22 protein-coding genes are annotated in these 23845 nt (G+C 61.4%); 6 read left to right on the top strand and 16 right to left on the bottom strand.

Going from position 1 to position 23845, the window contains the following annotated elements; all coding sequences use genetic code 11:
• Positions 1–18: 18 nt before the first annotated feature.
• Positions 19–1281 (bottom strand): metallophosphoesterase family protein, encoded by a 1263-nt coding sequence (locus GA0061103_RS09455; protein ID WP_245304714.1) that lies wholly within the window; start codon positions 1279–1281, stop codon positions 19–21.
• 258 nt (positions 1282–1539) lie between these two features.
• The gene (locus tag GA0061103_RS09450) at positions 1540–1938 is read right to left on the bottom strand and encodes a hypothetical protein (protein ID WP_092710064.1); all 399 of its coding nucleotides are present in this window, start codon (positions 1936–1938) and stop codon (positions 1540–1542) included.
• Positions 1939–2266: 328 nt separating this feature from the next.
• Between GA0061103_RS09450 and GA0061103_RS09445 the strand changes: the two genes are divergently transcribed.
• Positions 2267–3778 (top strand): helicase HerA-like C-terminal domain-containing protein, encoded by a 1512-nt coding sequence (locus tag GA0061103_RS09445; protein WP_092710059.1) that lies wholly within the window; start codon positions 2267–2269, stop codon positions 3776–3778.
• A 129-nt stretch (positions 3779–3907) separates the two neighbouring features.
• On the opposite strand, the gene GA0061103_RS09440 is transcribed toward GA0061103_RS09445, so the two are convergent.
• Positions 3908–4684 (bottom strand): VOC family protein, encoded by a 777-nt coding sequence (locus GA0061103_RS09440; protein ID WP_092710056.1) that lies wholly within the window; start codon positions 4682–4684, stop codon positions 3908–3910.
• Positions 4685–4900: 216 nt separating this feature from the next.
• Complete coding sequence (locus tag GA0061103_RS09435; RefSeq protein WP_092710052.1) at positions 4901–5626, bottom strand: DUF899 domain-containing protein; 726 nt, start codon at positions 5624–5626, stop codon at positions 4901–4903.
• Between the two features lie 71 nt (positions 5627–5697).
• Here GA0061103_RS09435 and GA0061103_RS09430 point away from each other — a divergent pair, with 71 nt between their 5' ends.
• Positions 5698–6144, top strand: coding sequence for a MarR family winged helix-turn-helix transcriptional regulator (locus tag GA0061103_RS09430; protein WP_092710047.1), 447 nt, complete (start codon positions 5698–5700; stop codon positions 6142–6144).
• Here GA0061103_RS09430 and GA0061103_RS09425 read toward each other — a convergent pair.
• From GA0061103_RS09425 to GA0061103_RS09415, 3 genes are all read right to left on the bottom strand, one after another.
• Positions 6131–6901 (bottom strand): RES family NAD+ phosphorylase, encoded by a 771-nt coding sequence (locus tag GA0061103_RS09425; protein ID WP_092710041.1) that lies wholly within the window; start codon positions 6899–6901, stop codon positions 6131–6133. The two genes, GA0061103_RS09430 and GA0061103_RS09425, sit on opposite strands and share 14 nt — an antisense overlap.
• A complete protein-coding gene (locus tag GA0061103_RS09420; RefSeq protein ID WP_092710036.1) occupies positions 6861–7244 on the bottom strand; it encodes an MbcA/ParS/Xre antitoxin family protein in 384 nt (127 codons plus the stop codon). The genes GA0061103_RS09425 and GA0061103_RS09420 overlap by 41 nt, the downstream gene beginning before the upstream one ends.
• A gap of 137 nt (positions 7245–7381) precedes the next feature.
• Positions 7382–7804 (bottom strand): organic hydroperoxide resistance protein, encoded by a 423-nt coding sequence (locus GA0061103_RS09415; protein ID WP_069613858.1) that lies wholly within the window; start codon positions 7802–7804, stop codon positions 7382–7384.
• Between the two features lie 153 nt (positions 7805–7957).
• Between GA0061103_RS09415 and GA0061103_RS09410 the strand changes: the two genes are divergently transcribed.
• Positions 7958–8407: a MarR family winged helix-turn-helix transcriptional regulator gene (locus tag GA0061103_RS09410; protein WP_092710032.1), complete on the top strand. Its 450-nt coding sequence runs from the start codon at positions 7958–7960 to the stop codon at positions 8405–8407.
• Between the two features lie 82 nt (positions 8408–8489).
• Here GA0061103_RS09410 and GA0061103_RS09405 read toward each other — a convergent pair whose 3' ends face one another.
• Together GA0061103_RS09405 and GA0061103_RS09400 are read right to left on the bottom strand one after the other, a co-directional pair.
• Positions 8490–9221, bottom strand: a complete 732-nt coding sequence (locus GA0061103_RS09405) for a L,D-transpeptidase family protein (protein WP_092710027.1) — start codon at positions 9219–9221, stop codon at positions 8490–8492.
• A gap of 161 nt (positions 9222–9382) precedes the next feature.
• Positions 9383–10186 carry a L,D-transpeptidase gene (locus GA0061103_RS09400; protein ID WP_425349488.1) on the bottom strand — a complete coding sequence of 268 codons (804 nt, stop codon included), beginning with the start codon at positions 10184–10186 and terminating at the stop codon, positions 9383–9385.
• 171 nt (positions 10187–10357) lie between these two features.
• On the opposite strand from GA0061103_RS09400, the gene GA0061103_RS09395 reads away from it, so the two are divergent.
• The gene (locus tag GA0061103_RS09395) at positions 10358–11704 is read left to right on the top strand and encodes a methylmalonyl-CoA mutase family protein (RefSeq protein WP_092710017.1); all 1347 of its coding nucleotides are present in this window, start codon (positions 10358–10360) and stop codon (positions 11702–11704) included.
• Positions 11705–11957: 253 nt separating this feature from the next.
• Complete coding sequence (gene scpA / locus GA0061103_RS09390) at positions 11958–14090, top strand: methylmalonyl-CoA mutase (RefSeq protein WP_092710014.1); 2133 nt, start codon at positions 11958–11960, stop codon at positions 14088–14090.
• An 11-nt stretch (positions 14091–14101) separates the two neighbouring features.
• Here scpA and GA0061103_RS09385 read toward each other — a convergent pair whose 3' ends face one another.
• From GA0061103_RS09385 to GA0061103_RS09370, 4 genes are all read right to left on the bottom strand, one after another.
• Entirely contained in the window at positions 14102–15088 is a 987-nt protein-coding gene (locus GA0061103_RS09385) for an alpha/beta hydrolase family protein (RefSeq protein ID WP_092710011.1), read from the bottom strand.
• 89 nt (positions 15089–15177) lie between these two features.
• Positions 15178–16815 carry a cisplatin damage response ATP-dependent DNA ligase gene (locus GA0061103_RS09380; RefSeq protein ID WP_092710008.1) on the bottom strand — a complete coding sequence of 546 codons (1638 nt, stop codon included), beginning with the start codon at positions 16813–16815 and terminating at the stop codon, positions 15178–15180.
• Positions 16815–17825, bottom strand: a complete 1011-nt coding sequence (locus tag GA0061103_RS09375; protein ID WP_092710005.1) for a ligase-associated DNA damage response exonuclease — start codon at positions 17823–17825, stop codon at positions 16815–16817. The genes GA0061103_RS09380 and GA0061103_RS09375 overlap by 1 nt, the downstream gene beginning before the upstream one ends.
• Positions 17826–17854: 29 nt before the next feature.
• On the bottom strand, positions 17855–18625 hold the full coding sequence (locus tag GA0061103_RS09370; protein ID WP_092710002.1) for a carbon-nitrogen hydrolase family protein: 771 nt from the start codon (positions 18623–18625) through the stop codon (positions 17855–17857).
• Positions 18626–18832: 207 nt separating this feature from the next.
• Here GA0061103_RS09370 and GA0061103_RS09365 point away from each other — a divergent pair, with 207 nt between their 5' ends.
• On the top strand, positions 18833–20203 hold the full coding sequence (locus tag GA0061103_RS09365) for a TIGR03808 family TAT-translocated repetitive protein (protein WP_092709998.1): 1371 nt from the start codon (positions 18833–18835) through the stop codon (positions 20201–20203).
• On the opposite strand, the gene GA0061103_RS09360 is transcribed toward GA0061103_RS09365, so the two are convergent.
• Genes GA0061103_RS09360 through GA0061103_RS09350 form a run of 3 tightly spaced genes read right to left on the bottom strand, consistent with a single transcriptional unit; the run spans position 20200 to position 23839 of the window.
• Positions 20200–20988, bottom strand: coding sequence for a crotonase/enoyl-CoA hydratase family protein (locus GA0061103_RS09360; protein ID WP_092709995.1), 789 nt, complete (start codon positions 20986–20988; stop codon positions 20200–20202). The two genes, GA0061103_RS09365 and GA0061103_RS09360, sit on opposite strands and share 4 nt — an antisense overlap.
• Positions 20985–21854 carry a hydroxymethylglutaryl-CoA lyase gene (locus GA0061103_RS09355; RefSeq protein ID WP_092709992.1) on the bottom strand — a complete coding sequence of 290 codons (870 nt, stop codon included), beginning with the start codon at positions 21852–21854 and terminating at the stop codon, positions 20985–20987. The genes GA0061103_RS09360 and GA0061103_RS09355 overlap by 4 nt, the downstream gene beginning before the upstream one ends.
• Positions 21851–23839 (bottom strand): acetyl/propionyl/methylcrotonyl-CoA carboxylase subunit alpha, encoded by a 1989-nt coding sequence (locus tag GA0061103_RS09350; protein WP_092709989.1) that lies wholly within the window; start codon positions 23837–23839, stop codon positions 21851–21853. The genes GA0061103_RS09355 and GA0061103_RS09350 overlap by 4 nt, the downstream gene beginning before the upstream one ends.
• Between the last annotated feature and the right edge of the window lie 6 nt (positions 23840–23845).

Here is a 23845-nt window from a genome sequence, read left to right as displayed (position 1 = left end):
CGCTTGCGGTAGGAGCAATTACGCCCATATCGCCAGCCGAATGGCCAAATCCTTGCCCACAAAGGGGCGGTCGTAAGTGCCGCCCTGCCCATGCCCGACGCTCAGCTGTCGCGGCCAGACGATACGTTCAAGGCCGGTTGCCGCGGCACCTTTGAACGAGCTCCATCCACGGTCGGTCGGCCTGCGATAGAGAACCCCACCAGGCCCCATACCGGGATGCAGGGCGATGTCGATCTCGAATGGCTGGTCTGGCAGAAGATCAGGCCCGAACCAGTAATATGGGCTGCGACCGGGATCGCGGCCAAGGATCAAAGTCAGTGTCTGGCGTGGACCGCGCAAGCCGAGCCATATCGGGGCGATGCCCTGAGGATCGAAGGCGGAAAACAGAGTTTGCGCTGGGGCGTGTGCCTTGTCGGCCGTATTGCCCGTGATTCTGAGATGAATGCTGTAGTCGGCACCCTTCAGACCGCCGAAATCGGCATCATGTAATCCGGACGACAGGCTTCGCCAGGTATCAGCTGGTTTGAAGGGCCATTGCAGCCTCTCGCGAACGAGACCGGCCGTGTCCAACACCTGATAGCGCAAGCCCTCCGCATCCAGCGCTGCCTGGATACAATGGAGATATTCGACACCCTCCGGCATCCGATGGGCAGTGCCCGCCCCTGCCGTGCAAAGCTGCAGAACGCCTTGATGAACCTGCACATCGAAGACCAGCATGTGACTACAGACGTAAGCAAGAACATCGGCTCCGACGAGGATGTCCCAGAATGGCTTGGCATATTCGTGGCCGATTTCGCGCTGATATGTGCCGGAATAGCCATTGACCGGAAAGACAGGATGATGGCCGAGAACGATTTTATGCCTGGCATCGGCATGCGCCTTCAACGTCGCCTCCAGCCATGCGGTCTCGACATGCCCTTCGCCGCCAAGGCCGGTCCATAGCGTATGCACGAAGACGAGCAGCAGATCGCCACGGCGAACCCAGTAGGATAGTCCCTCCTGTCCCGGCGGCCCGTTTTGCGGCAGCTGAAGCACCTCGCGGAAAATCCGCTCGCTCATTTCGTCGTAGGTCGTGTGATTGCCTGTCGTGTGCCAAAGCGGCGTCTTCTCGCGATCGAGCCATGCCATCTCATGCTCGAACCAATTTCGCCATTGAGCCCGTAGCTCGTCCGGGTCAGTCGTCAGTCCGATGATCTCATCACCCGGAAACAGAATGAACTCCGGTGGTGGATCAAGCCGGCGCAGCACCGCATTGACTTCAGCAAACGTCCATTCATGCAACGCACTCGGGACACCTGAACAGGAATCGCCATAAAGAACAAATTGATGACCGGTCCCTTGCGGCAAAAGCGACCTGATAGGAGCGACGGACATAGGTAGCGATCCCCTGAAAAGCGACGGCCCTCGCCCACTGGGCGAAGGCCGAGAGATTAACTGGATTACTGCCCGCACTTCCGGACGACACGCGCGAATTCCGCGTAGAAGCCACGTCCAGTCGGCCGATTAGCCCTCCCGTCGCCGAGGGGCTGCTTCCCGAGCTTAAACGAACTGGCTCAGGCCCGGAACGGAATTCACCACCTCGTCCACGACCTCGTTGCCGGCATATTGCCGGGCGGTCGCGACCGTTTCCTTAGCCAGCGAAGAAATGTCGCCCATGCTGAGGCCGCTACTCATCAGCTGCTGGCCAAGGCCCATGATACCGCCGCCGGCGCCGACTGCGCTCAGCAGGCCGCCGAGGAGGCCGCCACCGCCTGCTCCCTGATCGCCGCCATATTGGGCGACGAGATCAGTTGCACCGGGAAACGACTCAATCATCTTGGTGACGGGGCCATCCGGAGCTTCGCGTTGCAGGAAGCTGAGAATCATGCCGACGGCCTTCTCCGCGAGGTCTGGAGCGATGCCGGCTTTGGTCGCGATCTGATCAATAACTTCGTTCACTGTGGCCTCCTGCCTTTACGACGTTAACGTCAACGTAACTGAATGAAGCAACCGACACAAGCCGCGTCGGAGGTCAACATTCTACCAGAAGCGGAACCTTGACGCGAATGGTTGTCCCTCTTCACGCGAGTTCTTATAACAGTGTCAGGACAAATCGATGAATGGCCCTGGCAGCCCGAAAAAGGTTGCTGTGCCGCCGCCCAGTACCGGATGATTTTGGATCGATTCGATCCAAAATCATCCGGTACTAGAATCAAATAGGTAGAGCATGATGTCGCCCGAAAACCAGTGACACTTTTCGGTATCATGCTCTCAGGGAGACGACACCATGCCGCAGCAGGATGGACAGATTTTCGTCGGCGCGAGCCGCAATCCGGATGAAAGCATCAACAAGGACGAGTTCCTGACGCTGAAATTCGGCAATCGCCACGGCCTTGTCACCGGTGCCACCGGCACCGGCAAGACGGTGACGCTGCAAGTGCTGGCGGAAGGGTTTTCCAAGGCCGGCGTGCCCGTGTTCTGCGCCGACATCAAGGGCGACCTTTCCGGCATTGCCGTCAAGGGTGAGCCCAAGGATTTCCTGCTGAAGCGGGCCGAGGAAATCGGCCTGTCACCCTACGAATTCGATCAGTTCCCGGTCATCTTCTGGGATCTCTATGGCGAAAAGGGCCATCGCGTACGCACGACCATCGCGGAGATGGGGCCGCTGCTGCTGGCACGCTTGATGGATGCGTCCGAGGCGCAGGAGGGCGTGCTCAACATCGCTTTCAAGATCGCCGATGAAAACGGCCTGGCGCTGCTCGATCTCAAGGACCTGCAGGCGCTACTGAACTATATGGGCGAGAATGCCAGCGAGCTCTCCACCAAATACGGCCTGATCTCGAAATCCTCGGTAGGCTCGATCCAGCGAGCCATGCTTGTCCTGGAGCAGCAGGGTGCGGAAAACTTCTTCGGCGAGCCTGCGCTGAAAATCTCCGACATCATGCGCGTCAGCAATGACGGCTATGGCCAGGTTTCCGTACTCGCCGCCGACAAGCTGATGATGAACCCGCGCCTCTATGCCACCTTCCTGCTGTGGCTGCTATCGGAACTGTTCGAGGAACTCCCGGAAGTCGGCGATCCGGAAAAGCCGAAGCTGGTCTTCTTCTTCGACGAGGCGCACCTGCTCTTCAACGACGCGCCGAAGGTGCTGATCGAGCGCGTCGAACAGGTCGTGCGACTGATCCGCTCCAAGGGCGTCGGCGTCTATTTCGTGACGCAAAATCCGCTCGACGTGCCCGAAACGGTGCTGGCGCAACTTGGCAACCGCGTGCAGCATGCGTTGCGTGCCTATACGCCGCGCGAGCAGAAGGCGGTGCAGACGGCGGCCTCGACCTTCCGGCCCAATCCCGCTTTCGATTGCGCCACGGTCATCACGACGCTCGGCACCGGCGAGGCGCTGGTGTCGATGCTCGAAGGCAAGGGTGCGCCTTCCATCGTCGAACGCACGCTGATCCGCCCGCCATCGGGCCGCATCGGCCCGGTCACGGATGGCGAGCGCCAGGCCATCATCAACGGCAGTCCGGTTGCCGGCATCTATGACCAGACGATCGACCGCGAATCCGCCTACGAAATCCTGACAGAGCGGGCGCGCAAGGCGGCCGCGCCGCAGAGCGAGAGTGCCGGCGACGGCTGGACGCTGCCGGGCTTCGGCGGGGATAGCAGCAAAACCACCGGTCGCCGGTCGGGCTATCAGCGCGAGACGATCCTGGAAGCGACGATGAAAAGCATGGCGCGCACGGTGGCGACGCAAGTCGGGCGGGCGATTGTGCGAGGCATCCTCGGCAGTCTGAAGCGGTAGATTAACACCTCCCCCCTGAGGGGGGAGGTCGCGGCAAGGCCGCGGGTGGGGGTGAAATGCCCCCAAACTTGGAGATCACCCCACCCCGGCCCTGCGGGCCGACCCTCCCCCTCAAGGGGAGGGTGACGACTAGCGCACCGGCGCAACCAGCGAGAAGAACGCACCCTGCGGGTCGGTCGCCTGGACGATCCAGCTGCCGCCGGGGACTTCCATCGGTCCATTGACGATCTTGCCGCCGCCTTCCGTGATGCGAGTGATGGCGGCGTCGATCGCCGGAACGTTGATGTAGAAATTCCAGGCAGCCATGGGCATTTCCGCCGGCTTGGTCATGATGCCGCCGAAGTCGCGATCACCGATCTTGAAGATCTTATACTTGCCCATTGGCCCCATATCGAAATCGGAGCTCAATTCCCAGCCGAACATCTCGCTGTAGAAATCGAAGGCCTTCGGGCCATCGCCGGAATAGAGCTCATGCCAGCCGAAATAGCCCGGCGTCGCGGGAGCCGCCGGCTCCCAATCCTGGCCCGGCAGCGGCGTGAAGAGGCAGAAGGCAGCGCCATAGGGATCGGAGACAACGGAGAACCTGCCGACGCCGGGGATATCCATGGGCTCGCGATAGGTCTTACCACCCTTGGCGACAACGGTCTTGGTAGCTTCATCCACATTGGGAACGCCGATATAGCCGGTCCAGCAGGGCGGCGTGCCCATGGCCTTTGCCTCGTCAGGCAGGATCATCAAACCGGCAACGGGGCCGGCACCGGCGCTGAACAGCGTGTAGTCCATGCCGACTTCAGGCATGCCAGCATCCGCTGCATCCCAGCCGACGACCTTGGTATAGAAAGCTTCTGCTGCCTTCATGTCCGTCGTCATCAACTCGTACCAGACAAAATATCCCTTCTCTGCCATTGCCTCTCTCCCTATTGTGATTGTTGTCATCCGTCTCGTCCTGAGCCGGAGTCGATGCAGGCACATGATGGCCGATGAAAGTGACGATCAAGCGATGGTCCTCGATTGGTCCGTCCGTTTCCCCGGCAAGCAAGCGTCAGGTATTACCTAGGCACAAAACGCAATAGTTCGACCCCTGTTCCCCAAGGAGTGAATTCCAAGGCCTCATCCGTCGCCTCAATGGCAGCAGGACTGCGCCTTCGCCGCATCTTCATATTCATCATGGCGGCGAACGAAGTTCATCGTGCTGTCTTCGTTGCGCCCTTTCGGAGCGCGATCGAGGATCATCAAAGTCCCGATCAATTCCTCCGGGCCGCGGGCATAGCTCGAATAGGTATGGAAGACATTGCCGGCCTCATCCTTGTAGAAGGCACTGAGACCTGGAAGCTCGTCAAACCCCTCGGCCGCATCCATGGGCGTGAAATTGTAGAAGACCTTTTCGCCGGCGAGCTCCTCCTTCGAGAAGGAGACGTGATAATCGAAGTTGAAATCGTTGGCGAAGGACGACACCCAGGGGAAACCCCAGCCCATGCGCTTCTTATAGGCTTCCACCTTCTCCAGTGGCGCGCGGGACACCGCGACCAGCGTGACGTCGTGGTTGTTGAGATGCGGCAAGGCTCCGTCGAAATGATCGGCAAGGAAGGAACAGCCGGTGCATCCGGCATCCCAATCCGGGCCGAGCATGAAATGATAGACGATCAGCTGACTGCGGCCGTTAAATAGATCGGCAAGCGTCTTCCTGCCGGCCGGCGTGTCGAAAACATAGTCTTTATCGACCTTTACCCAGGGCAAGGCTAGGCGTTCCGCATTGACGCGGTCGCGAAGATGCGTGGCCTCCTTCTCCCTGGCGAGCAGTTGACGGCGGGCCTCGAGCCATACTTCCCTGGAAACGACCTGGTTCATTGTCCGCGCCCTCCTCCGGCGTTTTCATTCCCAAATCTTGACAAATACATTGATATCAATATTAATGAATCATGTCAAACGCAGTCGAAATCCCCTTTGAAACCACGCTGTTAGTACGCGATACCTGCCTATGCCTGCATGTTCAGCGCGCGGCGCGCGCGCTTGCCCGTCGCTTTGACGAGGCATTGCGGCCGTTTGGGCTAACGAACGGCCAGTTCTCCCTGATGATGTCGCTCAACAGGCCGGTGCCGGCGTCCATGGGATCGGTCACAGCGCTTCTGGCAATAGATCAGACGACGCTGACGGCCGCCTTAAAGCCGCTGGAACGGCGGGGATGGGTCAGCATCGTGCCCAACCCAAAAGATCGACGCGCCCGCCTGCTCAGCCTCACCCCATCAGGCAAGGCAACGCTCGCCGCCGCTGTGCCGATCTGGAGGACGACGCATGCGGCCCTGGAAGAACGACTGCCTGACGGCAATGGCGACCGCCTGCGCAGCGATCTTGCTATTCTGCTCTGAATTGCGGCTCAGACAATCGCGGATCACCGTCGAAATCCTGCCTTTCGAAGCCGATGCGACGGCGAGGAAACTCGCACAGCGCCTGTACGCCGACGCGCGACAGCCGGATGCGCCAGGTCTGGCGCTCGACCGGTTCGCGGGCGGAGAAGGCCTTGGCTGTGAGCAGCGCGATGTTCCTGCCGCCCCTGGGGTCCCGGACGGAGCGATAGAGGATTGCCTCGATACCGCCGGCTCGGGCTGCTTCCGCAAGCGACTGGCAGGCCTCGTAATCGACAGGATCGGTCCATAGCTGCCGATCGCGATCCAAGGGAGACGCGGTCAGATCGATCGCCGCTTTCGTCGCAATCGCTGCAGCAAAGGCGGTATATTCCGCGGCATTGGCGGGCAGCGGCGTATCGGGAGAATCGCGGAAGAAGAGCAGCCGATAGAAGCTCATCTCCGCCAGCGCCGTTTCCACCTGCTCCGAGGCGTAGAAGACGCCGAGCGTACGGCCGGCGCGCCGAAAACGGGAACCATGGGGATAGATCGCCCCATAACGGAAGGGTGTGGCGAGCAGATAGTCGAGCCCGGCGCATTCCGGCGGCAGCACCGGCTTGCTTTCCTCGAGCACGCTTTCGAGAAGCGCCTGCTCTTCAAGCGTATCGACAAGCTTCAGCGTCGAAACCTGATGCTGTGATTCCACCAGCCGCCAATATTGGCCGAAGGTAGCCCTTGTCTCAGACGAGAGCGCGGCGGGCGTCCAGATAGGCAAGGACATCGGTCAAACCAGAAATCGAGACGATCTTGTCGATCGGCGCTGCACCAAAGGCGAGATTGCCGTTGCGGAGCCATTGCCGAGCCACAGCCTCGTCGCCGCCGACGATGGCGTCGAGCGAACGGAAGAGGCGAACGAGGAGCACGGCAAGTTCGAAAGGCTTGCTATCGCGCTCCAGCAGATGATCCTGCCGCTTCATGCGCGATACCGTCGCCTCCGACACGCCGATGATGGCCGCGAGGATGCGGGCGTTCAATCCCAGCCTCTCGGCAGCATTGACGACGGCCTTGGTAATGACGAGTGCTTCGCCGGGCATCGTCTGGCCTATTGCCTGGGCTTTTATCATGGCTACTTCCTTTCCTAAGAAAAGATATAGCATTTTTCTTGCAAAAGAAAAGGAGCGACAGATAAAACTGCCGCTCCTTTTCGATATATTCATATTCCACATATCCGGCCCTCAATCGACCGGTGGCACGTTTCGCGTCAGACAACAGCAACCGGCACTTCGGTCGAGGTGCGCATGGCGTGGCTGTAGGGGCATACGATATGGGCGGCGGCGGCGAGCTTTTCGGCCTCGGCCTTGTCCATGCCGGGAATGTGGACAGCAAGCGAAACTTCGATACCGAAGCCGGTGCCGTCTGCGCGCGGGCCGATGCCGACAGTCGCGGTAACCTTTGCGTCCTCCGGAATCTTGACCTTCTGCTGGCCTGCGACAAATTTCAAAGCGCCCAGGAAGCAAGCGGAATAGCCGGCTGCAAAGAGCTGCTCCGGATTGGTGCCGGTTGCGCCATCGCCGCCGAGTTCCTTCGGCACGGTCAGCGTGACGTCAAGCACGCCATTTTCGGAAACTGCATGGCCGGCGCGGCCACCAGTGGCGGAAGCTTTGGTCGTATAGAGAATAGGCATGTCATGTCTCCCTTCGGTTGGATGGATTTTATATACATCACGATTTAATCGTGCACAATAGATATTTCGCGATTTGATTTCGAAAAGTGAATTTGTGACAATGCCGCCAATAAGAAGATGGCGGATGCGAATTGGCGATGACGGACAAGGCGGATGGAAACTCTACGATCCCCCGATGAGGAAAAGCGGCTGGAAAGGCAGCTTTGCTTTGCCGTCTACAGCGTAGCACACGCTTTTAACCGGGCCTACAAGCCGATCCTCGATCGTTTCGGCCTTACCTATCCACAATACCTCGTCATGCTGGTTCTGTGGGAAATGGGCGACCTACCGGTCAAGACCATCGGCGAAAAGCTCGATCTGGATTCCGGCACACTGTCGCCGCTTCTGAAGCGGCTCGAACAGGCTGGCCTGATCAGCCGCGCCCGCGACCCGAAGGACGAGCGTCAGGTCATCATTTCGCTGACGGAGAAAGGCATGGGCATGAAGTGGCAGGTTGGCGAGATCATGAATGCCATCGGCCAGGCAACAGGCTGCGATATGACGGAAATAGCCAAGCTCCGCGACCAGCTGCAGCAACTGAAGGTCAATTTGACGACGATTTGAAACTGATTCAGGACACCGGATATTCCGGTCAGGACTGCAAAAAAGGGCGCCGACGGCGCCCTCTTTTTGCGATGGTGCGATATCAGGCCGTAACCAGGATCGGCGCACGCTCCGGCACGCGATCATAGAGATCGATGACGTCCTGGTTCAGCAGGCGGACACAGCCGGAGGACACGGCCTTGCCGATCGAGCGCCAGTCGGGATTGCCGTGCAGGCGATAGAGCGAGTCCTGCTTGTCCTCGAAAATGTAAAGCGCGCGGGCGCCGAGCGGGTTCTTCAGGCCCGGATCCATGCCGCCATTGGCGATGGAGAACTTGACGAGTTCCGGCTGGCGGGCGACCATTTCATCCGGCGGGTTCCAGCGCGGCCACTTCTTGCGCCACTGGATGACGCCGCGGCCCTGCCAGGCAAAACCTTCACGACCGACGCCGATGCCATAACGCATCGCCGTGCCGCCCTGCTCGGTGACGTAAAGCATGCGCTGGGTGGTGTTGACGATCACGGAGCCGGGCGCTTCGCCTGTGGGGTCTATTACCCGCTGACGATAGAAGCGCGGGTCGATCTGCTTGTAGGGAACAGCCGGAATAACGAAACCGCCATCCTCGACGGAGGCATAGATTTCAGCCGGGTCGGGTTGCTCGCCATCATAGCTGGAGAACCAGGTTCGGAACGGCCGCGGGGAACCGGTATATTGAACCGGGCTGACGACGGGGCCGTTGTCGATGGTGGAGGCACAGCTGGCAAGCGTCGAAACGGCGCCGAGACCAGCTAGAGCGAGGAAGTTACGTCGGGATAGGGATGACGGAAGGCTCATGTCGACAGCATAGTTCCTTTTGTGGAGGAAGCGAAAACCCGCAACAACAGGCTGATTCGGCTCCCCGAGAGGTTCGCAGAGACAGACGCAAAACTAAAGAGCGCAAACCACCCCGACTATCGCACTTATGCAACATCACGAAAATTTGTGGTAAAATACCGCTACAGAACGACGATTTCCGTCTTATCCGGCACCCGGTTGTAGAGATCTATCACGTCCTGGTTGAGCATACGCACGCATCCGGAGGATGCCGCCTTACCGATCGACTGCCAATCCGGCGTGCCGTGAACACGATAAAGCGTATCCCGGCCGTTCTGATAGATATAGAGCGCACGCGCGCCGAGCGGGTTGGTCGGCCCCGGATTCATGCCGCCGCGCTCGGCCGATAGCGGCCTCATCTGCGGATCGCGCGCGACCATTTCGGCGGGCGGGGTCCAGCGCGGCCATTTCTGCTTCCATTGGATCAGGCCCCTGCCGTGCCAGGCATATCCTGCCGCGCCGAGGCCGACACCGTAGCGCATCGCCTTGCCGCCCGGTTCGATGAAATAGAGGAAGTGGTCGCGCGTATCGACGACGATGGTGCCGGGGCGCTCCCTGGTCTGGTAATCCACCTCCTGTCGCAGGAAGCGCGGATCGATGCGCTTGTAGGGGATGGCCGGCAACGTGAAGTCGTCTTCACTGCGCTGCGCATACATGGCCTGATGCACCGGATTGAAGGTCGGCAGGCCATAGGTCTGGTGGAACTGGGTGCGGAAGAGATCGCGCGATTGCGGCACGGGCTGCACCGGCAGCCGCCTTACCCTGTTCGGCTCGATACCCTCCGGACGATAGAAGACCGGCGTCGTCTCCTGCACGAAGCGATCCGGATCGGTCGCACCCGTATCAGGAATGATGCTGCAGGCGGACAATGTCGCCAGCGCGGTAGCAGCAAGCAGGTGACGGGAAACGGGCAGCAGATCGGCCATCATCGGAAACCAGTTGGGACACATCGGATCGGCCGCATAATGACTGCCGCGGCTGGAGCGAGGCTGGCGTCGATCGCTAGATAATTTCAACGAAGATATTGCACCGATCGGCCAAACTCCTGTTTTCCCTTGCGGCATCATGGGCTAGACCAATGCAGTACGGAGGAGCACATGAATATCGACAGTCTCGACCCGGGCATTTTTAGTCAGACCGACCACAAGGGCTGGCTGAAGCTGATGGAACGGGCGCTGAAAGGCAAGGATTTCCAGGAAGAGCTGGTATCGCGAACCGATGATGGCATCGCCATCGAACCGCTTTACGGGCGACGCCACGATTGCGCACCGCTTTCGCGCCAGCAAGCCGATCTGCCCTGGACGTTGACGCAGCGCATGGACGATCCCGACACCGAACGGGCAATGGTGCAGCTCGGCGACGATCTCGCCAACGGCGCAAGCGGTATCAGCCTCGTTTCCAGCAGTTCCGCTTCGGCCTTCGGCATCGGCATGAATGCTCAGTCGCCAATCTTTTCCGAGGTGCTGGCAGCATCCGCCAAGACTACAGCTCTGCGCCTCGATGGCTTTTCTTCCAGCGTCGCCAAAATGGTGGCAGCGTCGATTGTGGATGATGGTGTCCAAAGATTGCACCTTGGACTCGACGCTTTCTTGTCAGCCGGAAATTTTTCCAATTTTTCTAGCGACATCAAATACTTCAAAGAATTGAAGCCGGTTGAAACGATCGTCAATGCAGACGGTCGCGTGGTGCATAATGCCGGGGGAACCGAGGCGCAGGAGCTGGCGGTCATGGCCGCAAGCCTCGTCGGCCATCTGAGATTGCTCGAAGAGGCAGGTATTTCGCCGGAAGCAGCGCTTGCGGCAACCAGCCTCTGCCTTTCGGCCGATCAAAACCAGTTTACGACAATCGCAAAGATGCGTGCCGCGCGGCTGATCTTTGCCCGGATCGCCGAGGCTTGCGGCGTCACCAATCCGCAGCCGGCGCATCTCTTTGCCGAGACGAGCTATCGCATGCTGACCCGTCTCGATCCAGAGACGAACATCCTGCGCAACACGATCGCGGTCTTTTCAGCCGGCGTCGGCGGCGCCGACGAAATCTCCGTTCTGCCACACAGCCTGACGCATGGCATTCCTGATCCGCTGGCGCGACGCCTGGCGCGCAACACGCAGACGATTCTGATCGCCGAAAGCCACCTCGACCATGTCGTCGATCCCGCCGCCGGAGCCGGGGGTATCGAGGCGCTGACCGATACGCTTTGCGAACGGACATGGGAGATTTTCACCGGGATCGAAGCCAAGGGCGGATTGGCAAAGGTGATCGCTAGCGGCGAGCTGGCAGCGATGATCGCCGAGGCGCGCGCGAACTGTGTCGCCAAGCCGATCGTGGGGACGACGCTGTTTGCGATGAAGGTGGAGCGGCCGGTGACGGTTTTGGGGCCTTTGGGTCCGATTGCAGGTGGCATGGGGCTGATGCCGATGCGGCTGGATGAGAGGGCGGAGGCATGAGGATGAGCATCGCATTCGCGGGAAGTCTGATACCCCCCTCTGTCGCTTTCGCGACATCTCCCCCACAAGGGGGGAGATTGGAAACCCGCAGAACCTTTCTGCTCCAAACAGTAACCTCACCTGCAGTGGCAAAATCTGTCACTGCAGACTGGGCTAAACACTGGCTCAAAACGATCTCCCCCCTTGTGGGGGAGATGTCACGAAGTGACAGAGGGGGGTGTGCACGCTCCGCATTCACGGAGGCATCAGCCCCATGACCAAGATTCCCGACTTCACCACCATCCCCTGGGCCAAACCACAAGCAACCGCGCCGACAACCGATGCCCTAGCCTGGGAAACTCCCGAAGGCATCGCCGTCAAGCGCGCTTATAATGAAAGCGACCTCGCCGGCCTGAACTTCCTCGACACCTATCCCGGCGCCGCACCGTTCGTCCGCGGCCCCTACCCGACGATGTATGTCCAGCAGCCCTGGACCATCCGCCAATATGCCGGCTTCTCTACCGCCGAGGAGTCCAACGCCTTCTATCGCCGCAATCTTGCCGCCGGCCAGAAAGGTCTTTCCGTCGCCTTCGATCTTGCCACCCATCGCGGCTATGACAGCGATCATCCGCGAGTGGCGGGCGATGTCGGCATGGCGGGTGTAGCGATCGATTCCATCCTCGACATGCGCCAGCTCTTCGACGGCATCCCGCTTGACGAGATGAGCGTGTCGATGACGATGAACGGCGCGGTGCTGCCGGTCATGGCGCTCTATATCGTCGCGGCGGAGGAACAGGGCGTCTCCGAGGACAAGCTGTCCGGCACGATCCAGAACGACATCCTCAAGGAGTTCATGGTTCGAAACACCTATATCTACCCGCCACAGCCCTCGATGCGCATCGTTTCGGACATTTTCAGCTATACCAGTCAGCGGATGCCGAAGTTCAACTCGATCTCCATCTCCGGCTATCACATGCAGGAAGCCGGTGCGACAGCAGACCTGGAGCTTGCCTACACCATCGCCGACGGCATCGAATATGCGCGGGCGGGCGTTGCGGCCGGGCTCGATATCGACAGCTTCGCACCTCGCCTTTCCTTCTTCTGGGCCGTCGGCATGAACTTCTTCATGGAAGTCGCCAAGATGCGCGCGGGACGGTTGATCTGGGCGGCGCTGATGCAGAAGAACTTCGCGCCGAAGGACCAGAAATCCCTCGCGCTCAGGACCCACAGCCAGACCTCCGGCTGGTCGTTGACGGCGCAAGACCCGATGAACAACATCATCCGCACCATGGTCGAGGCGATGGCGGCGACACAAGGGCATACCCAGTCGCTGCACACCAATTCCTTCGACGAAGCGCTGGCGCTGCCAACGGATCATTCGGCCCGCATCGCCCGCAACACGCAGATCCTGCTGCAAAAGGAATCGGGTACGACAGGCATCATCGACCCCTGGGGCGGCTCGGCCTATGTCGAGCGGCTGACTCATGATCTTGCAGCCCGCGCCCTTACCCATATCGAAGAGGTCGAAGCACTCGGCGGCATGGCAAAGGCGATCGAGAGGGGCATTCCGAAGCTTCGCATCGAGGAGGCGGCGGCACGCACGCAAGCACGGATCGATAGCGGCCACCAGACCCTCGTCGGCATCAACTTCTCCAAGCCGGAGAAAGATATCGAGGTCGACGTGCTGAAGGTCGACAATTCAGAAGTACGGGCACGCCAGCTATCCAAACTGCAGCAGTTGAAGGGCACCCGCGAGACGGCCGCAGTGGAAGGCGCCTTGGACGCGCTGATGGATGCTGCCCGCAACCGCACCGGCAATCTGCTCGACTTTGCCGTGAAAGCAGCAAGGGCGAGAGCCACGGTTGGCGAAATCTCTCTGGCCCTGGAAAAGGCCTATGGCCGGCACGTCGCCGAGATCAGGACAATTTCCGGCGTCTATCGCCAGGAAGTCGGCGATTCCGACCCCATCTTCAACAGAGCAGTCGCCAAGGTCGAAGCCTTCCGCAAGGCGCGCGGCGAGAAGCCCCGCATCCTCATCGCCAAGATGGGCCAGGACGGCCACGATCGTGGCCAGAAGGTCATCGCCACGGCTTTTGCCGATCTCGGCTTCGATGTCGTCGTCGGCGCCATGTTCCAGACCCCGGAAGAGGTGGCCGATGTCGCCGTACGCGAGCGGGTCGACATTCTCGGTGCATCGTCGCTGGCCGCCGGCCATCTGACGCTAGTGCCGGAATTGAAGGAAGCGCTTGCGCGCCGTCATGCCAGCAATGTGCTGATCGCCGTCGGCGGCGTCATTCCGCCACAGGATTTCGCGGCACTGGAGGCAGCCGGCGCAGATGCGATCTTCCCGCCCGGCACCGTGATCGCGGAAGCGGCATCCGCCTTGATAGAGCGGCTGATGGTTTAAGGCCGGCCGCTCTAAACGGCCACGCTCTTGAAGAACTCGATGCTCTGAGCAATTTCGCCCGGCAGTGCCGAATTGTGGCTCCCCGTCACCGTCACCATTTCCATCCTCACGCCGGCGGCCGTCGCCCGCTTGGAGAGCAGTGCCAGGCGCGAGTCGAAATGCGCCTCCTCGGTGCCGTGGAACAGCTTTATCGGGCTCTTGAAGCAGTGCGCATAGCAGAGCGGCGAGCGCATCTGATATTCGCGCGGGTTCCTGGTGTTGAAGCGGATATCCTGCGGATAGCGACTGAAGAAGGCATAGGCATCGGGATTGCCCGAGATCGGCGCAACCGCACGGAACCGCTTCGCCGACATCGCGGCGAGCATGGCGAGCGTACCGCCGATGCTATGGCCTGCCAGGAACATGCGATGCGGATCGACGCCCGGCAGATGTCGCAGCCGGTTGGACGCTGCCAGCACATCGGCAACTTCGTCGTAAAAGCCGGAGAAATTGCCCTTCTGGCCGTTTTCACCGCGCATGGAAGGGATCATGACGACATATCCCGCTTCGACATAGGGCTTCATCAGCTGCCAATGTCCCTGACCGATGGCGTTGCCACCGTGCAGGAAAAGTACGGCCGGCTTCAGCTTTTCCGAGCGCGTGTAGCGGGACACCCAGGCGACGAGCTCCAACTCTTCGCCAACGCCGCTGCGATAGAAAAGCCGCTCGGCCGTCGATGGCGTCACCAGCGGCTCGTAGATATCCGGAGCCGGCCCCTTGCTTAAGAGGTCGGTGCGAAACAGATGGCGCTCCTTGGCATAGTCACCCGCAAGCAGCGGCGGCGCATCCTCGGCCTTCTCCTCATTCCGAGCAGTGGCAGCCTTGTTCTCGACCGGCTTGCTCGCAGTCGTGCTGTCATCGGCAGCTCTGACGATGTTGGGTGCAAAAAGCGTGAAGGCGATACCGGCAAGCAGGCTGCGGCGATTGGGGCGAAATGCGTGGTCGTCGGACATGGTCATGGGCTCTGTCGAATTATCCCGGCGCAGCTCAAATCTGCACGGGTTGAGGGGCAAGGCCAACTCACTTTGTGGTGAGGAATCGCCCTGCCCTATTCATCGACAGTGGGAGCCTTCGCGTCAATCATCGCGATCAAAGTTTCCAGCCGGTCGGCTTCGTATGGCGGCTTGTCCGGCCGCAGCCGGGCGATGCGGGGAAAGCGCATGGCAACGCCCGATTTATGGCGGGTGGAGCGGTTGATGCCTTCAAACGCCACTTCCAGCACGAAGCCGAAATCGCGATCGGCGCGCACCGCTCGCACGGGGCCGAAGCGGTCGACAGTGTTGTTGCGCACGAACTTGTCGAGCACCTCCAGCTCAGCATCGGTGAAGCCGAAATATGCCTTGCCGACGGGCACCAGCTGCTCGCCTTCCGGGGTGGTTGCCCAGACGCCGAAGGTGAAATCGGAATAGTAGCTGGATCGCTTGCCATGGCCGCGCTGCGCATACATCAGTACGGCATCGACATTATAAGGATCGCGCTTCCATTTGAACCAAGGTCCTTTGGCTCGGCCGGCGAGATAGGCGCTGTCGCGGCGCTTGATCATCACACCTTCGATCACCGGATCGGGCGGCGAAGAGCGCAGCCGGTCAAGCTCATCCCATGAGGAGAAATCGACAAGTGGCGAGAGATCGAAGCGGTCATGTGGGGCGGCATCGATGATCTCCGTCAGCCGTTCGCGCCGATCGAGGAAGCCGCGTGCGCGGACATCCTCCGCGCCGTCGAACAGGAGGTCATACGCGCGGATGAAGGCCGGAAACTCGTCCAGCATCTTCGAAGTCACGCTCTTGCGGTTGAGGCGCTGCTGGAGATCGGAAAAACTGCGCGTCGGGTTGTTGGACCGCACGGTGCCGCCAACCAGCAGCTCGCCATCCATGACGCCGTCGAAGCTCATTGCCTCGACGATATCCGGGAAGGCACCCGATATGTCATCGCCGGAGCGCGAATAGAGCTTGCTCGTTTCCCCGGAGCGCGAAAGCTGGACGCGAATGCCATCCCATTTCCATTCGGCGGCAAAGTCTCGTGGATCAAGCCCATCCAGATCGCCTGGTTCGACGGGATTGGCGAGCATGACGGAGTGGAAGATCGCCGGTGTCGCCAATACCGGCTTCTCCGCGTTGCCTTCAAGCCAGCGGAACAGGCTTTCATAAGGCGGCTGCAGGCCATGCCACAGCGTTTCGATTTCGGTGACGTCCTTGCTGCTCAATTCCGCCAGCGCCTGCTTGGCGAGTCGCGCCGAGACGCCGATGCGCATGGCGCCGGTCGCAAGCTTCAGAAAGGCGAAACGGCCCGACGTATCTAGCCTATCGAGCAGATCTCGGACGAAGCTGCGCACTTCGGTCCGCCCGAGCGCATTCATGCGGCGCACGACGTCGCCGAGCCTCGGCTGTTCACCGGCAGGACGCTCGATGTCGCTCTCCTTGTCCCAGACCAGCGAGATCGTCTCGGCGAGATCGCCGACATAATCGTAGGAATAGCGAAACAGCACCTCGTCCATGCGTTCGAGAACAAGCTCGCGCAGCATGGCGGGCTTGACGTTGCGCACCTCCAGCGTGCCGGCGATGGCGGCCAGACCATAACCACGGTCCGGGTCAGGAGTATCGCGGAAATAGTCGGTCAAGAGCTTCAGCTTGCCGTTGCGGCTCGGCGTCAGCACCAGGCGGTCGAGAAGGTCGGCAAAGGCTTTCATCAATCGCCCTCGTCTTCATAACCGATGAGGTGCAGCGGCTTGGCGGCGATGCCTTGCAGTTCGCACCAGCGCACCAGCGCCTCTTCGCGGCCGTGGGTGACCCAGACCTCGCTCGGTTTCAGATCGGAGATCGTCTCGGTCAGCTCGGGCCAGTCGCAATGGTCAGATATGACCAGCGGCAGCTCGACACCCAACTGCTTGGCACGCTGGCGTACCATCATCCAGCCAGAGGCGAATGCCGGCAGCGGGTCATGGAACCGCCTTGCCCAGCGATCCTGGAAAGCGGAGGGCGGGCCGACGACGACGGCGCCATGGAAGATCGACTGATCGCGGCTTTCGATCGTGGCCGGCTTGAGTTCGCCGAGCGCGATGCCCTGGCTGATATAGTAATCGCACAGGGTTTCGAGCGCACCGTGAATATAGATCGGCTTGTCATAGCCGGCAAGGCGCAGCAGGCGGATAACCCGCTGCGCCTTGCCGAGCGCATAGGCGCCGACCAGATGCGTTCGCTCCGGAAACTGGCGAAGCGAGGCCAGGAGCTTGCGCGTCTCCGCCAGGGGATCGGGATGATGGAACACCGGCAGCCCGAAGGTCGCCTCGGTGATGAAGACATCGCAGGGAACCGGCACATAGGGTTCGCAGGTCGGATCCGGCCGGCGCTTGTAGTCGCCTGAGACCACGATCCGCAGCCCATCCTTCTCCACCGCGATCTGCGCCGAGCCGAGCACATGGCCGGCAGGATGGAACTCGACCTTGACGCCGTTGATCGTCACCTCCTCGCCAAAGGCAACCGCCTGCTCCGAGCCGGCAAAACCGTCGCCGTAGCGGATGCGCATGATATCGAGAGTCTGGCGCGTGGCGAGCACATGGGCATGGCCGGAGCGGGCATGGTCGGAATGACCATGCGTGACGAGCGCTCGCTCGACCGGCTGCACGGGATCGATATAAAAGCCGCCGATCGGGCAGAACAAGCCCTCGGGCGCCGGATAAAGCAGTTGGTCGGGTCTCATGACAGATGAGGATAGCGCGATTTACACAATTAGGTAGCGATATCAGCCGCTTTTCGCGCGAATCCGCGGTCGGGTTGCCGATCCGGCAGGTCGAAGACGAGCACATCCTCGCTATGCGGTTTGGCCTTTGCCACGACCACGCCGCTGGGATCGACGATGGCGCTGGTGCCATAGCTCACCCAGCCGTCCTCGTTGCCGCCGACGACATCCGATGCCATGACCCAGCATCCCGTATGCCTGGCGCATATCTGCAGACTCGATATACCCGGCCTGTGCCACTTCTCCGCCTTGTGGGGCCGGAGCATCAGATTGATGGGGTTGCAGATCAGGCCCGCTCCCTTTCTAGCCAGGCGCGCCGCGGTATAGGGATATCGGAGATCGGCGCAAATATTGATGCCGAAGTGCCAATCGCCTTCTTGCCAGACGGGAAAATCCTTTCCCGGCGTGCAGCCGCTTTCGAGCGGATGCGCCTTGGCATAAACGCCGTCTATGCGGCCGGACCTCGCAACGATTGCACTGTTGTAGAGCGCATCGCCCCTCCGCTCAAAAAGCCCTACGATCGCGGTCGTCCTAGCCGAGGCAAATCGCGCCACAAGCGCGGTCAAACCGGGATCATCGAGCGAAAGTGCGCGGCGCCTGGCGATCGCCTCGCTGTAGCTGTGCCCTTGCAGATAGCATTCTGGAAAGAGAGCGAGATGGATGCCCTGCCTTTCGGCCCACGCGAGATCGCGCGCCAAAACCTCGGCCGCCTGTTCGACGGCATCGAAAAGTGCCAGACGTTGAAAGGCCGCGATCCGCATGCCGCAGCGGTAACATGCGCTGCGAGTCGCCCCTAGAGCAAATGGGTCGGACGCGGGCCGTCGCCTGTGCCGAACTGGTAAATGAAATAGAAAAATGTCGGGACTCTTGGCCGACCGAACGTGTTTGAAGAGTGGTTCCTGTATCAAAACGGCACAGATGGGCTTGGCACGATTTCTGCTTCATGGGTGACGTTCTAGGAGTTCATAATGATCCAACGCCGCGCCTTCATCGCTTCCCTCGCCGCCTCGGCAGCGGCTGGCCTGCTTGCGCCTCGCGTTTTCGCCGCGCCGCTCGCCAAGATGACCGGGGCGGAGCTGCGCGGGCCGATCGACGCTATCGCGCTGAAGATAACGCCAGGCGCGAGCGACTTCAAGAGCGGCAAGCTGCAGGCGATGATCGACAATGCAGCGCGCACCAACATGCCGCTCTTCCTGCCGCCGGGCACATACAACATTTCCAACCTGACGCTGCCGGATAATACCCGTATCACCGGCGTTCCCGGCGCCTCGCGGCTCGTCTACAGCGGCGACGGTCATCTGATGAATGCGGACAAGGCCAGGCGCATCGAGCTCTCCGGCCTCGTGCTCGACGGCGGTAATCGCTGGCTTGCCGACTATGCCGGCGGCCTGCTGCAGTTTACCGGCGTCGGCGAGGTGCTGATCGACAATTGCGAGATAACCGGCAGCCGCAAGAATGCGCTGCAACTGGAGCGCTGCGGCGGCCGGATCGAGCGCAGCCGCATCTCCGGCGCTGCCGAGGCGGGCATCTATTCCGTGCAATCCACCGGATTGTCGGTGACCGGCAATCGCGTCGAGGATTGCGGCAATGGCGGCATTCTGATCCATCGCTGGGAAAAGGCCGGGGATGGCAGCAGCGTCATCGACAACCGGATTGCCCGCATCCGCGCCAACGATGGCGGCACCGGCCAGAACGGTAACGGCATCAATGTCTTCCGTGCCGATGGCGTGACTGTATCCGGCAATCAGATCGCCGATTGCGCCTTCACCGCCATCCGTGCCAACTCCGCCTCGAACGTACAGATATCGAACAATCAGTGCCTGCGGTCGGGCGAAACGGCGATCTACTGCGAATTCGAATTCGTCGGCGCCACGATCAGCAACAATCTGGTCGATGGTGCCGCCAACGGCATTTCGGTCACCAATTTCGACAAGGACGGAAGGCTCGCCTCGGTGACGGGCAACGTCATCCGCAACCTGTCGCTCACCGCCCCTTACGCCCAGGATGGCGGTTTTGGCATCGGCATCCTGGCCGAAGCCGATACGCTGGTTTCAGATAATGTCATCGAGAACGCGCCGCTCTGGGGATTGAGGCTCGGCTGGGGTCCATATCTCCGCAATGTCGTCGCGACAGGCAATATCGTCAGGCACGCCGGCATCGGCTGCGTCATCTCGGTCGCGGATGGCGCAGGCTCCGCCGTGATTGCGGGCAATCTCTTTCAGGAGATGGAGCAGGCCGCGATCATGGGCTTTCTCTGGGACAAGCCGGCATCGGGCGAGTTGGTCAAGGGAAGCGCTCAGTTCCCGCAGCTGACCATCGAAAACAACAGGCTGGCTTAGGCCGACCGCCATTTCGGCTGCCGCTTTTCGAAGAAGGCTGTAATGCCCTCCCTCGCCTCGTCGGTCTCCCAGGCATCAGCCAATTGTTCGACGACATGGTCAATCATGCCATCGGTGATCGGCCTGCCGACGGAGCGCGCCAGGGCCTTGGCACGAGCGGCAGCCTGCGGCGAGGCGGCGAGGAAATGGCGGACTTCCGCTTCCACGGCTTCATCCAGCGCCTCTTCGGCGACGACCCGCGACAGAAGGCCGGTTGCGTGTGCCAGCCAGGCATCGATGATCTTGCCGGAAAGGAAGAGCGGCCGGGCATTCGTCTCGCCGATGCGGGCGACGACATAGGGGCTGATCGTGGCGGGGATGATGCCGAGGCGCACTTCCGTCAGGCCGAAGCGGGCCGTCGATGCCGATATCACCATGTCGCAGACGCTCAGAATGCCGATACCGCCGCCGAAGGCGTTGCCCTGGACGCGGGCGACCAGCGGCTTCGGCAACTCGTTCAGCGCCTTGAACAGCATCGCAAGCCGCCGCGCCTCGGCGATGCGCCCATCGCGCGTGGCATCGAACTGGGCGCGCATCCAGCCGAGATCGCCGCCGGCACAGAAGCTGGCACCCTCGCCGGTCAGCACGACGACCCGGACTGCCCTGTCGTGCGCAAGGTCGTGCGTTGCCGCCGTCAGATCGTCGATCATCTCTGCCGAAAGGGCATTATGCTTTTCCGGGCGTGCCAGCGTCAGATGGGCAACGCCGCGTTCGTCGGTGATGATGCGGATCGTTTGCGATATCATGAGACACTCCTGAGGCTGCGGGCAAAGGCGGCGGCACGGGCAAGTTTTTTCTCGTCGAGGCCGGTCTCGAATCCCCGCGCTGATAGATAATCTTGAACAGAAGCAGTATCGACATTGCCCTTGGCGCCGGGAGCGAAGGGACAACCGCCAAGGCCACCGGCCGACGCATCGAAGACACGCAGGCCGCGCTCCAGGGCGACGCCGATATTGTCGAGCGCGCGGCCGGACGTGTCGTGAAAATGGCCGGCAAGGACGGTTGCGGGGAGCTCGCCCAATACCGCGGCGAGCATCCGGTCGACGGCTTCGGGCATGCCCTTGCCGATCGTGTCGCCAAGGCTGATCTCGTAGCAACCGAGAGCGCGCAGCTGCCAGGCAACGCTCACCACATCTTGCGGCGGCACGGCGCCTTCATACGGGCATTCGACGACGCAGCTGACATAGCCGCGCAACGGAACGCCGCGATCCCGGCTGGCGGCTGCCACTGGCCGGAAACGCCCGATGCTCTCGGCGATCGAGCAATTGATATTGCGCATGGAAAAGGTTTCGGAGGCGGACGCGAAGATCGCCACTTCATCGGCGCCGGCCACAAGTGCCGCCTCGAAGCCCTGTATATTGGGCGCCAGCGCCGCATAGCTGACGCCTGGACGCCGCTCTATGCCGGCCATGACCGCAGCGGCGTCGCCGAGCTGCGGCACCCATTTCGGACTGACGAAACTCGTGACCTCGATGCGCTCGAAGCCGCAATCCGAGAGCAGATTGACCAGCTCGATCTTGCGTTCGGTATCGACCTGCTGCTTCTCGTTCTGCAGCCCGTCGCGGGGCGACATCTCGACGATGGTGACGTGGTTGGGGGGCTGGTCGGTCATGCCGCCTCCTCCGGACGAAGCGACAGAAGCACGGCGCTTTCGCTGGTCTGGTCGCCCTCGCCGACATGCAGGCTTTCGACGATGCCGTCGCGGGCGGCTGTCAGCGTCAGCTCCATCTTCATGGCTTCCATGATGATCAGCGCCTGCCCCTTGACCACCGTGTCGCCCTCACGCACGCGGACGATCTTGACGAGGCCCGGCATCGGCGCAATGACGCGATCGCCGCCGCTGGCCGTCTCCTCTCCGCCGTCGAGCGGATCAGGACGATGGAAATGATGCGTCTGTCCATCGAGGAACAAAGTCACATCCGACGGTGTCTCGAAGATATCGACATGGGACTGCCGGCCGTCGATCTCGACATGGCGGGAATAGCTCTCACCCGCGAGCAAGCGAACGAGAATGGTGCGATCATCAAAGGCGATGCCGAACAGCGACCGACCCTTCGTGGTCACGCGGCAATTCTGATGACCGCCGGCAAAATGCAGCGTGACGGGACGGCTTGCCTCGCCCCAGAGCTGCCAGGGGCCGAGCGACAGCCAGGGATCATTGCCGGCAGCCTGTGCAAACCCACCCGCCTCGACGAGGGCGGCAATGGCGAGGGCGGCATCGTCGGGTTGTTGCGCCGAGATCAGCGCCTCTACGTCGCGGTCGATCAATCCCGTATCCGGATGGCCGGCGGCAAAATCCGGCTGGCGGCTGAGGCGAATGAGGAAATCGAGGTTGGTGGTGGTTCCCGCGACCTGCGTCTGCTGCAGGCCGCGCGTGAGCTTGGCAAGAGCCGCGGCCCGATCCGGCGCATGCACGGTCAGCTTGGCGATCAGCGGATCGTAATGTGGGGTGATGCTGTCGCCCTCGTGCACGCCGGCATCGATGCGCACATCGCCATCGGGAAAGCGAAGGTGGGAAAGTGTGCCGGTGGCCGGTAGGAAGCCGCGCGACGGGTCTTCGGCGTAGATACGGGCTTCGAAGGCCCAGCCGTTTATGGTGAGCTCATCCTGCCTCTTCGGCAAAGGTTCGCCGCTGGCGACGCGCAATTGCCATTCGACCAGATCGACGCCGGCGATTGCCTCGGTGACGGGGTGCTCGACCTGCAGCCGGGTGTTCATCTCCATGAAGAAGAAACGATCCGGCGACAGGCCGTCGGAAACATCGGCGATGAATTCGACCGTGCCGGCGCCGCGATAGTCGATGGCGCGGGCGGCGCGAACGGCCGCTTCGCCCATCGCACTGCGCATCTCCTCCGTCATGCCGGGCGCCGGCGCCTCCTCGATCACCTTCTGATGCCGGCGCTGCAGCGAGCAATCGCGCTCGAAGAGATGCACAGCGTTGCCTAGGCTGTCGCCGAAGACCTGGATCTCGATGTGGCGCGGCTTGATCAGATATTTCTCGATGAGCACGGCGTCGTCGCCGAAAGCCGATTTCGCCTCGCGCTTCGCCGCCTCCAGCGAAGCCTCGAAATCCTCCGGCCGGTCGACGCGGCGCATGCCCTTGCCGCCACCGCCGGCCCGCGCCTTGATGAGCACGGGAAAGCCGATACCATCAGCCTGTTCGGCAAGGAAGCCGGGCTCCTGCCGGTCTCCATGATAGCCGGGAACGACAGGTACGCCCGCCCGCTCCATCAGCGCCTTGGCCGCATCCTTCAGCCCCATGGCCCGGATCGAGGCCGGCGACGGGCCGATGAAGACGAGGCCGGCAGCTTCGACGGCCTCGGCGAAACCGGCATTTTCCGAGAGAAAGCCGTAGCCGGGATGGATGGCCTCCGCGCCAGTTCGCTTTGCGGCTGCGATGATCTTTTCCTTCGACAGATAGCTCTCGCTCGCAGCCGCCGGGCCGATATGCACGGCTTCGTCAGCTAGGGCCACATGCAGGGCATCCCGATCCGCATCGGAATAGACGGCAACCGTGCGGATGCCGAGCCGTCTTGCGGTGTGGATGACCCGGCAGGCGATTTCGCCGCGATTGGCGATCAGTATCTTCGAAAACATCGGCAG

The sequence above is a fragment of the Martinezella multihospitum genome (assembly GCF_900094585.1).
Taxonomy (GTDB): Bacteria; Pseudomonadota; Alphaproteobacteria; order Rhizobiales; family Rhizobiaceae; genus Rhizobium; species Rhizobium multihospitium.
The sequence above is the reverse complement of the archived record's forward strand: the minus strand, read 5'-3'. Positions and strand labels throughout refer to the sequence as shown.

What these genes read in the sequence shown, in the direction of transcription:
- GA0061103_RS09445 (WP_092710059.1), top strand. Translation starts at nt 2,267, where the DNA reads ATGCCGCAGCAGGATGGACAGATTTTCGTCGGCGCGAGCCGCAATCCG.
- GA0061103_RS09440 (WP_092710056.1), bottom strand. Translation starts at nt 4,684, where the DNA reads ATGGCAGAGAAGGGATATTTTGTCTGGTACGAGTTGATGACGACGGAC.
- GA0061103_RS09435 (WP_092710052.1), bottom strand. Translation starts at nt 5,626, where the DNA reads ATGAACCAGGTCGTTTCCAGGGAAGTATGGCTCGAGGCCCGCCGTCAA.
- GA0061103_RS09430 (WP_092710047.1), top strand. Translation starts at nt 5,698, where the DNA reads ATGTCAAACGCAGTCGAAATCCCCTTTGAAACCACGCTGTTAGTACGC.
- GA0061103_RS09425 (WP_092710041.1), bottom strand. Translation starts at nt 6,901, where the DNA reads ATGTCCTTGCCTATCTGGACGCCCGCCGCGCTCTCGTCTGAGACAAGG.
- GA0061103_RS09420 (WP_092710036.1), bottom strand. Translation starts at nt 7,244, where the DNA reads ATGATAAAAGCCCAGGCAATAGGCCAGACGATGCCCGGCGAAGCACTC.
- GA0061103_RS09415 (WP_069613858.1), bottom strand. Translation starts at nt 7,804, where the DNA reads ATGCCTATTCTCTATACGACCAAAGCTTCCGCCACTGGTGGCCGCGCC.
- GA0061103_RS09410 (WP_092710032.1), top strand. Translation starts at nt 7,958, where the DNA reads ATGGAAACTCTACGATCCCCCGATGAGGAAAAGCGGCTGGAAAGGCAG.
- GA0061103_RS09405 (WP_092710027.1), bottom strand. Translation starts at nt 9,221, where the DNA reads ATGAGCCTTCCGTCATCCCTATCCCGACGTAACTTCCTCGCTCTAGCT.
- GA0061103_RS09400 (WP_425349488.1), bottom strand. Translation starts at nt 10,186, where the DNA reads ATGGCCGATCTGCTGCCCGTTTCCCGTCACCTGCTTGCTGCTACCGCG.
- GA0061103_RS09395 (WP_092710017.1), top strand. Translation starts at nt 10,358, where the DNA reads ATGAATATCGACAGTCTCGACCCGGGCATTTTTAGTCAGACCGACCAC.
- scpA (WP_092710014.1), top strand. Translation starts at nt 11,958, where the DNA reads ATGACCAAGATTCCCGACTTCACCACCATCCCCTGGGCCAAACCACAA.
- GA0061103_RS09385 (WP_092710011.1), bottom strand. Translation starts at nt 15,088, where the DNA reads ATGACCATGTCCGACGACCACGCATTTCGCCCCAATCGCCGCAGCCTG.
- GA0061103_RS09380 (WP_092710008.1), bottom strand. Translation starts at nt 16,815, where the DNA reads ATGAAAGCCTTTGCCGACCTTCTCGACCGCCTGGTGCTGACGCCGAGC.
- GA0061103_RS09375 (WP_092710005.1), bottom strand. Translation starts at nt 17,825, where the DNA reads ATGAGACCCGACCAACTGCTTTATCCGGCGCCCGAGGGCTTGTTCTGC.
- GA0061103_RS09370 (WP_092710002.1), bottom strand. Translation starts at nt 18,625, where the DNA reads ATGCGGATCGCGGCCTTTCAACGTCTGGCACTTTTCGATGCCGTCGAA.
- GA0061103_RS09365 (WP_092709998.1), top strand. Translation starts at nt 18,833, where the DNA reads ATGATCCAACGCCGCGCCTTCATCGCTTCCCTCGCCGCCTCGGCAGCG.
- GA0061103_RS09360 (WP_092709995.1), bottom strand. Translation starts at nt 20,988, where the DNA reads ATGATATCGCAAACGATCCGCATCATCACCGACGAACGCGGCGTTGCC.
- GA0061103_RS09355 (WP_092709992.1), bottom strand. Translation starts at nt 21,854, where the DNA reads ATGACCGACCAGCCCCCCAACCACGTCACCATCGTCGAGATGTCGCCC.
- GA0061103_RS09350 (WP_092709989.1), bottom strand. Translation starts at nt 23,839, where the DNA reads ATGTTTTCGAAGATACTGATCGCCAATCGCGGCGAAATCGCCTGCCGG.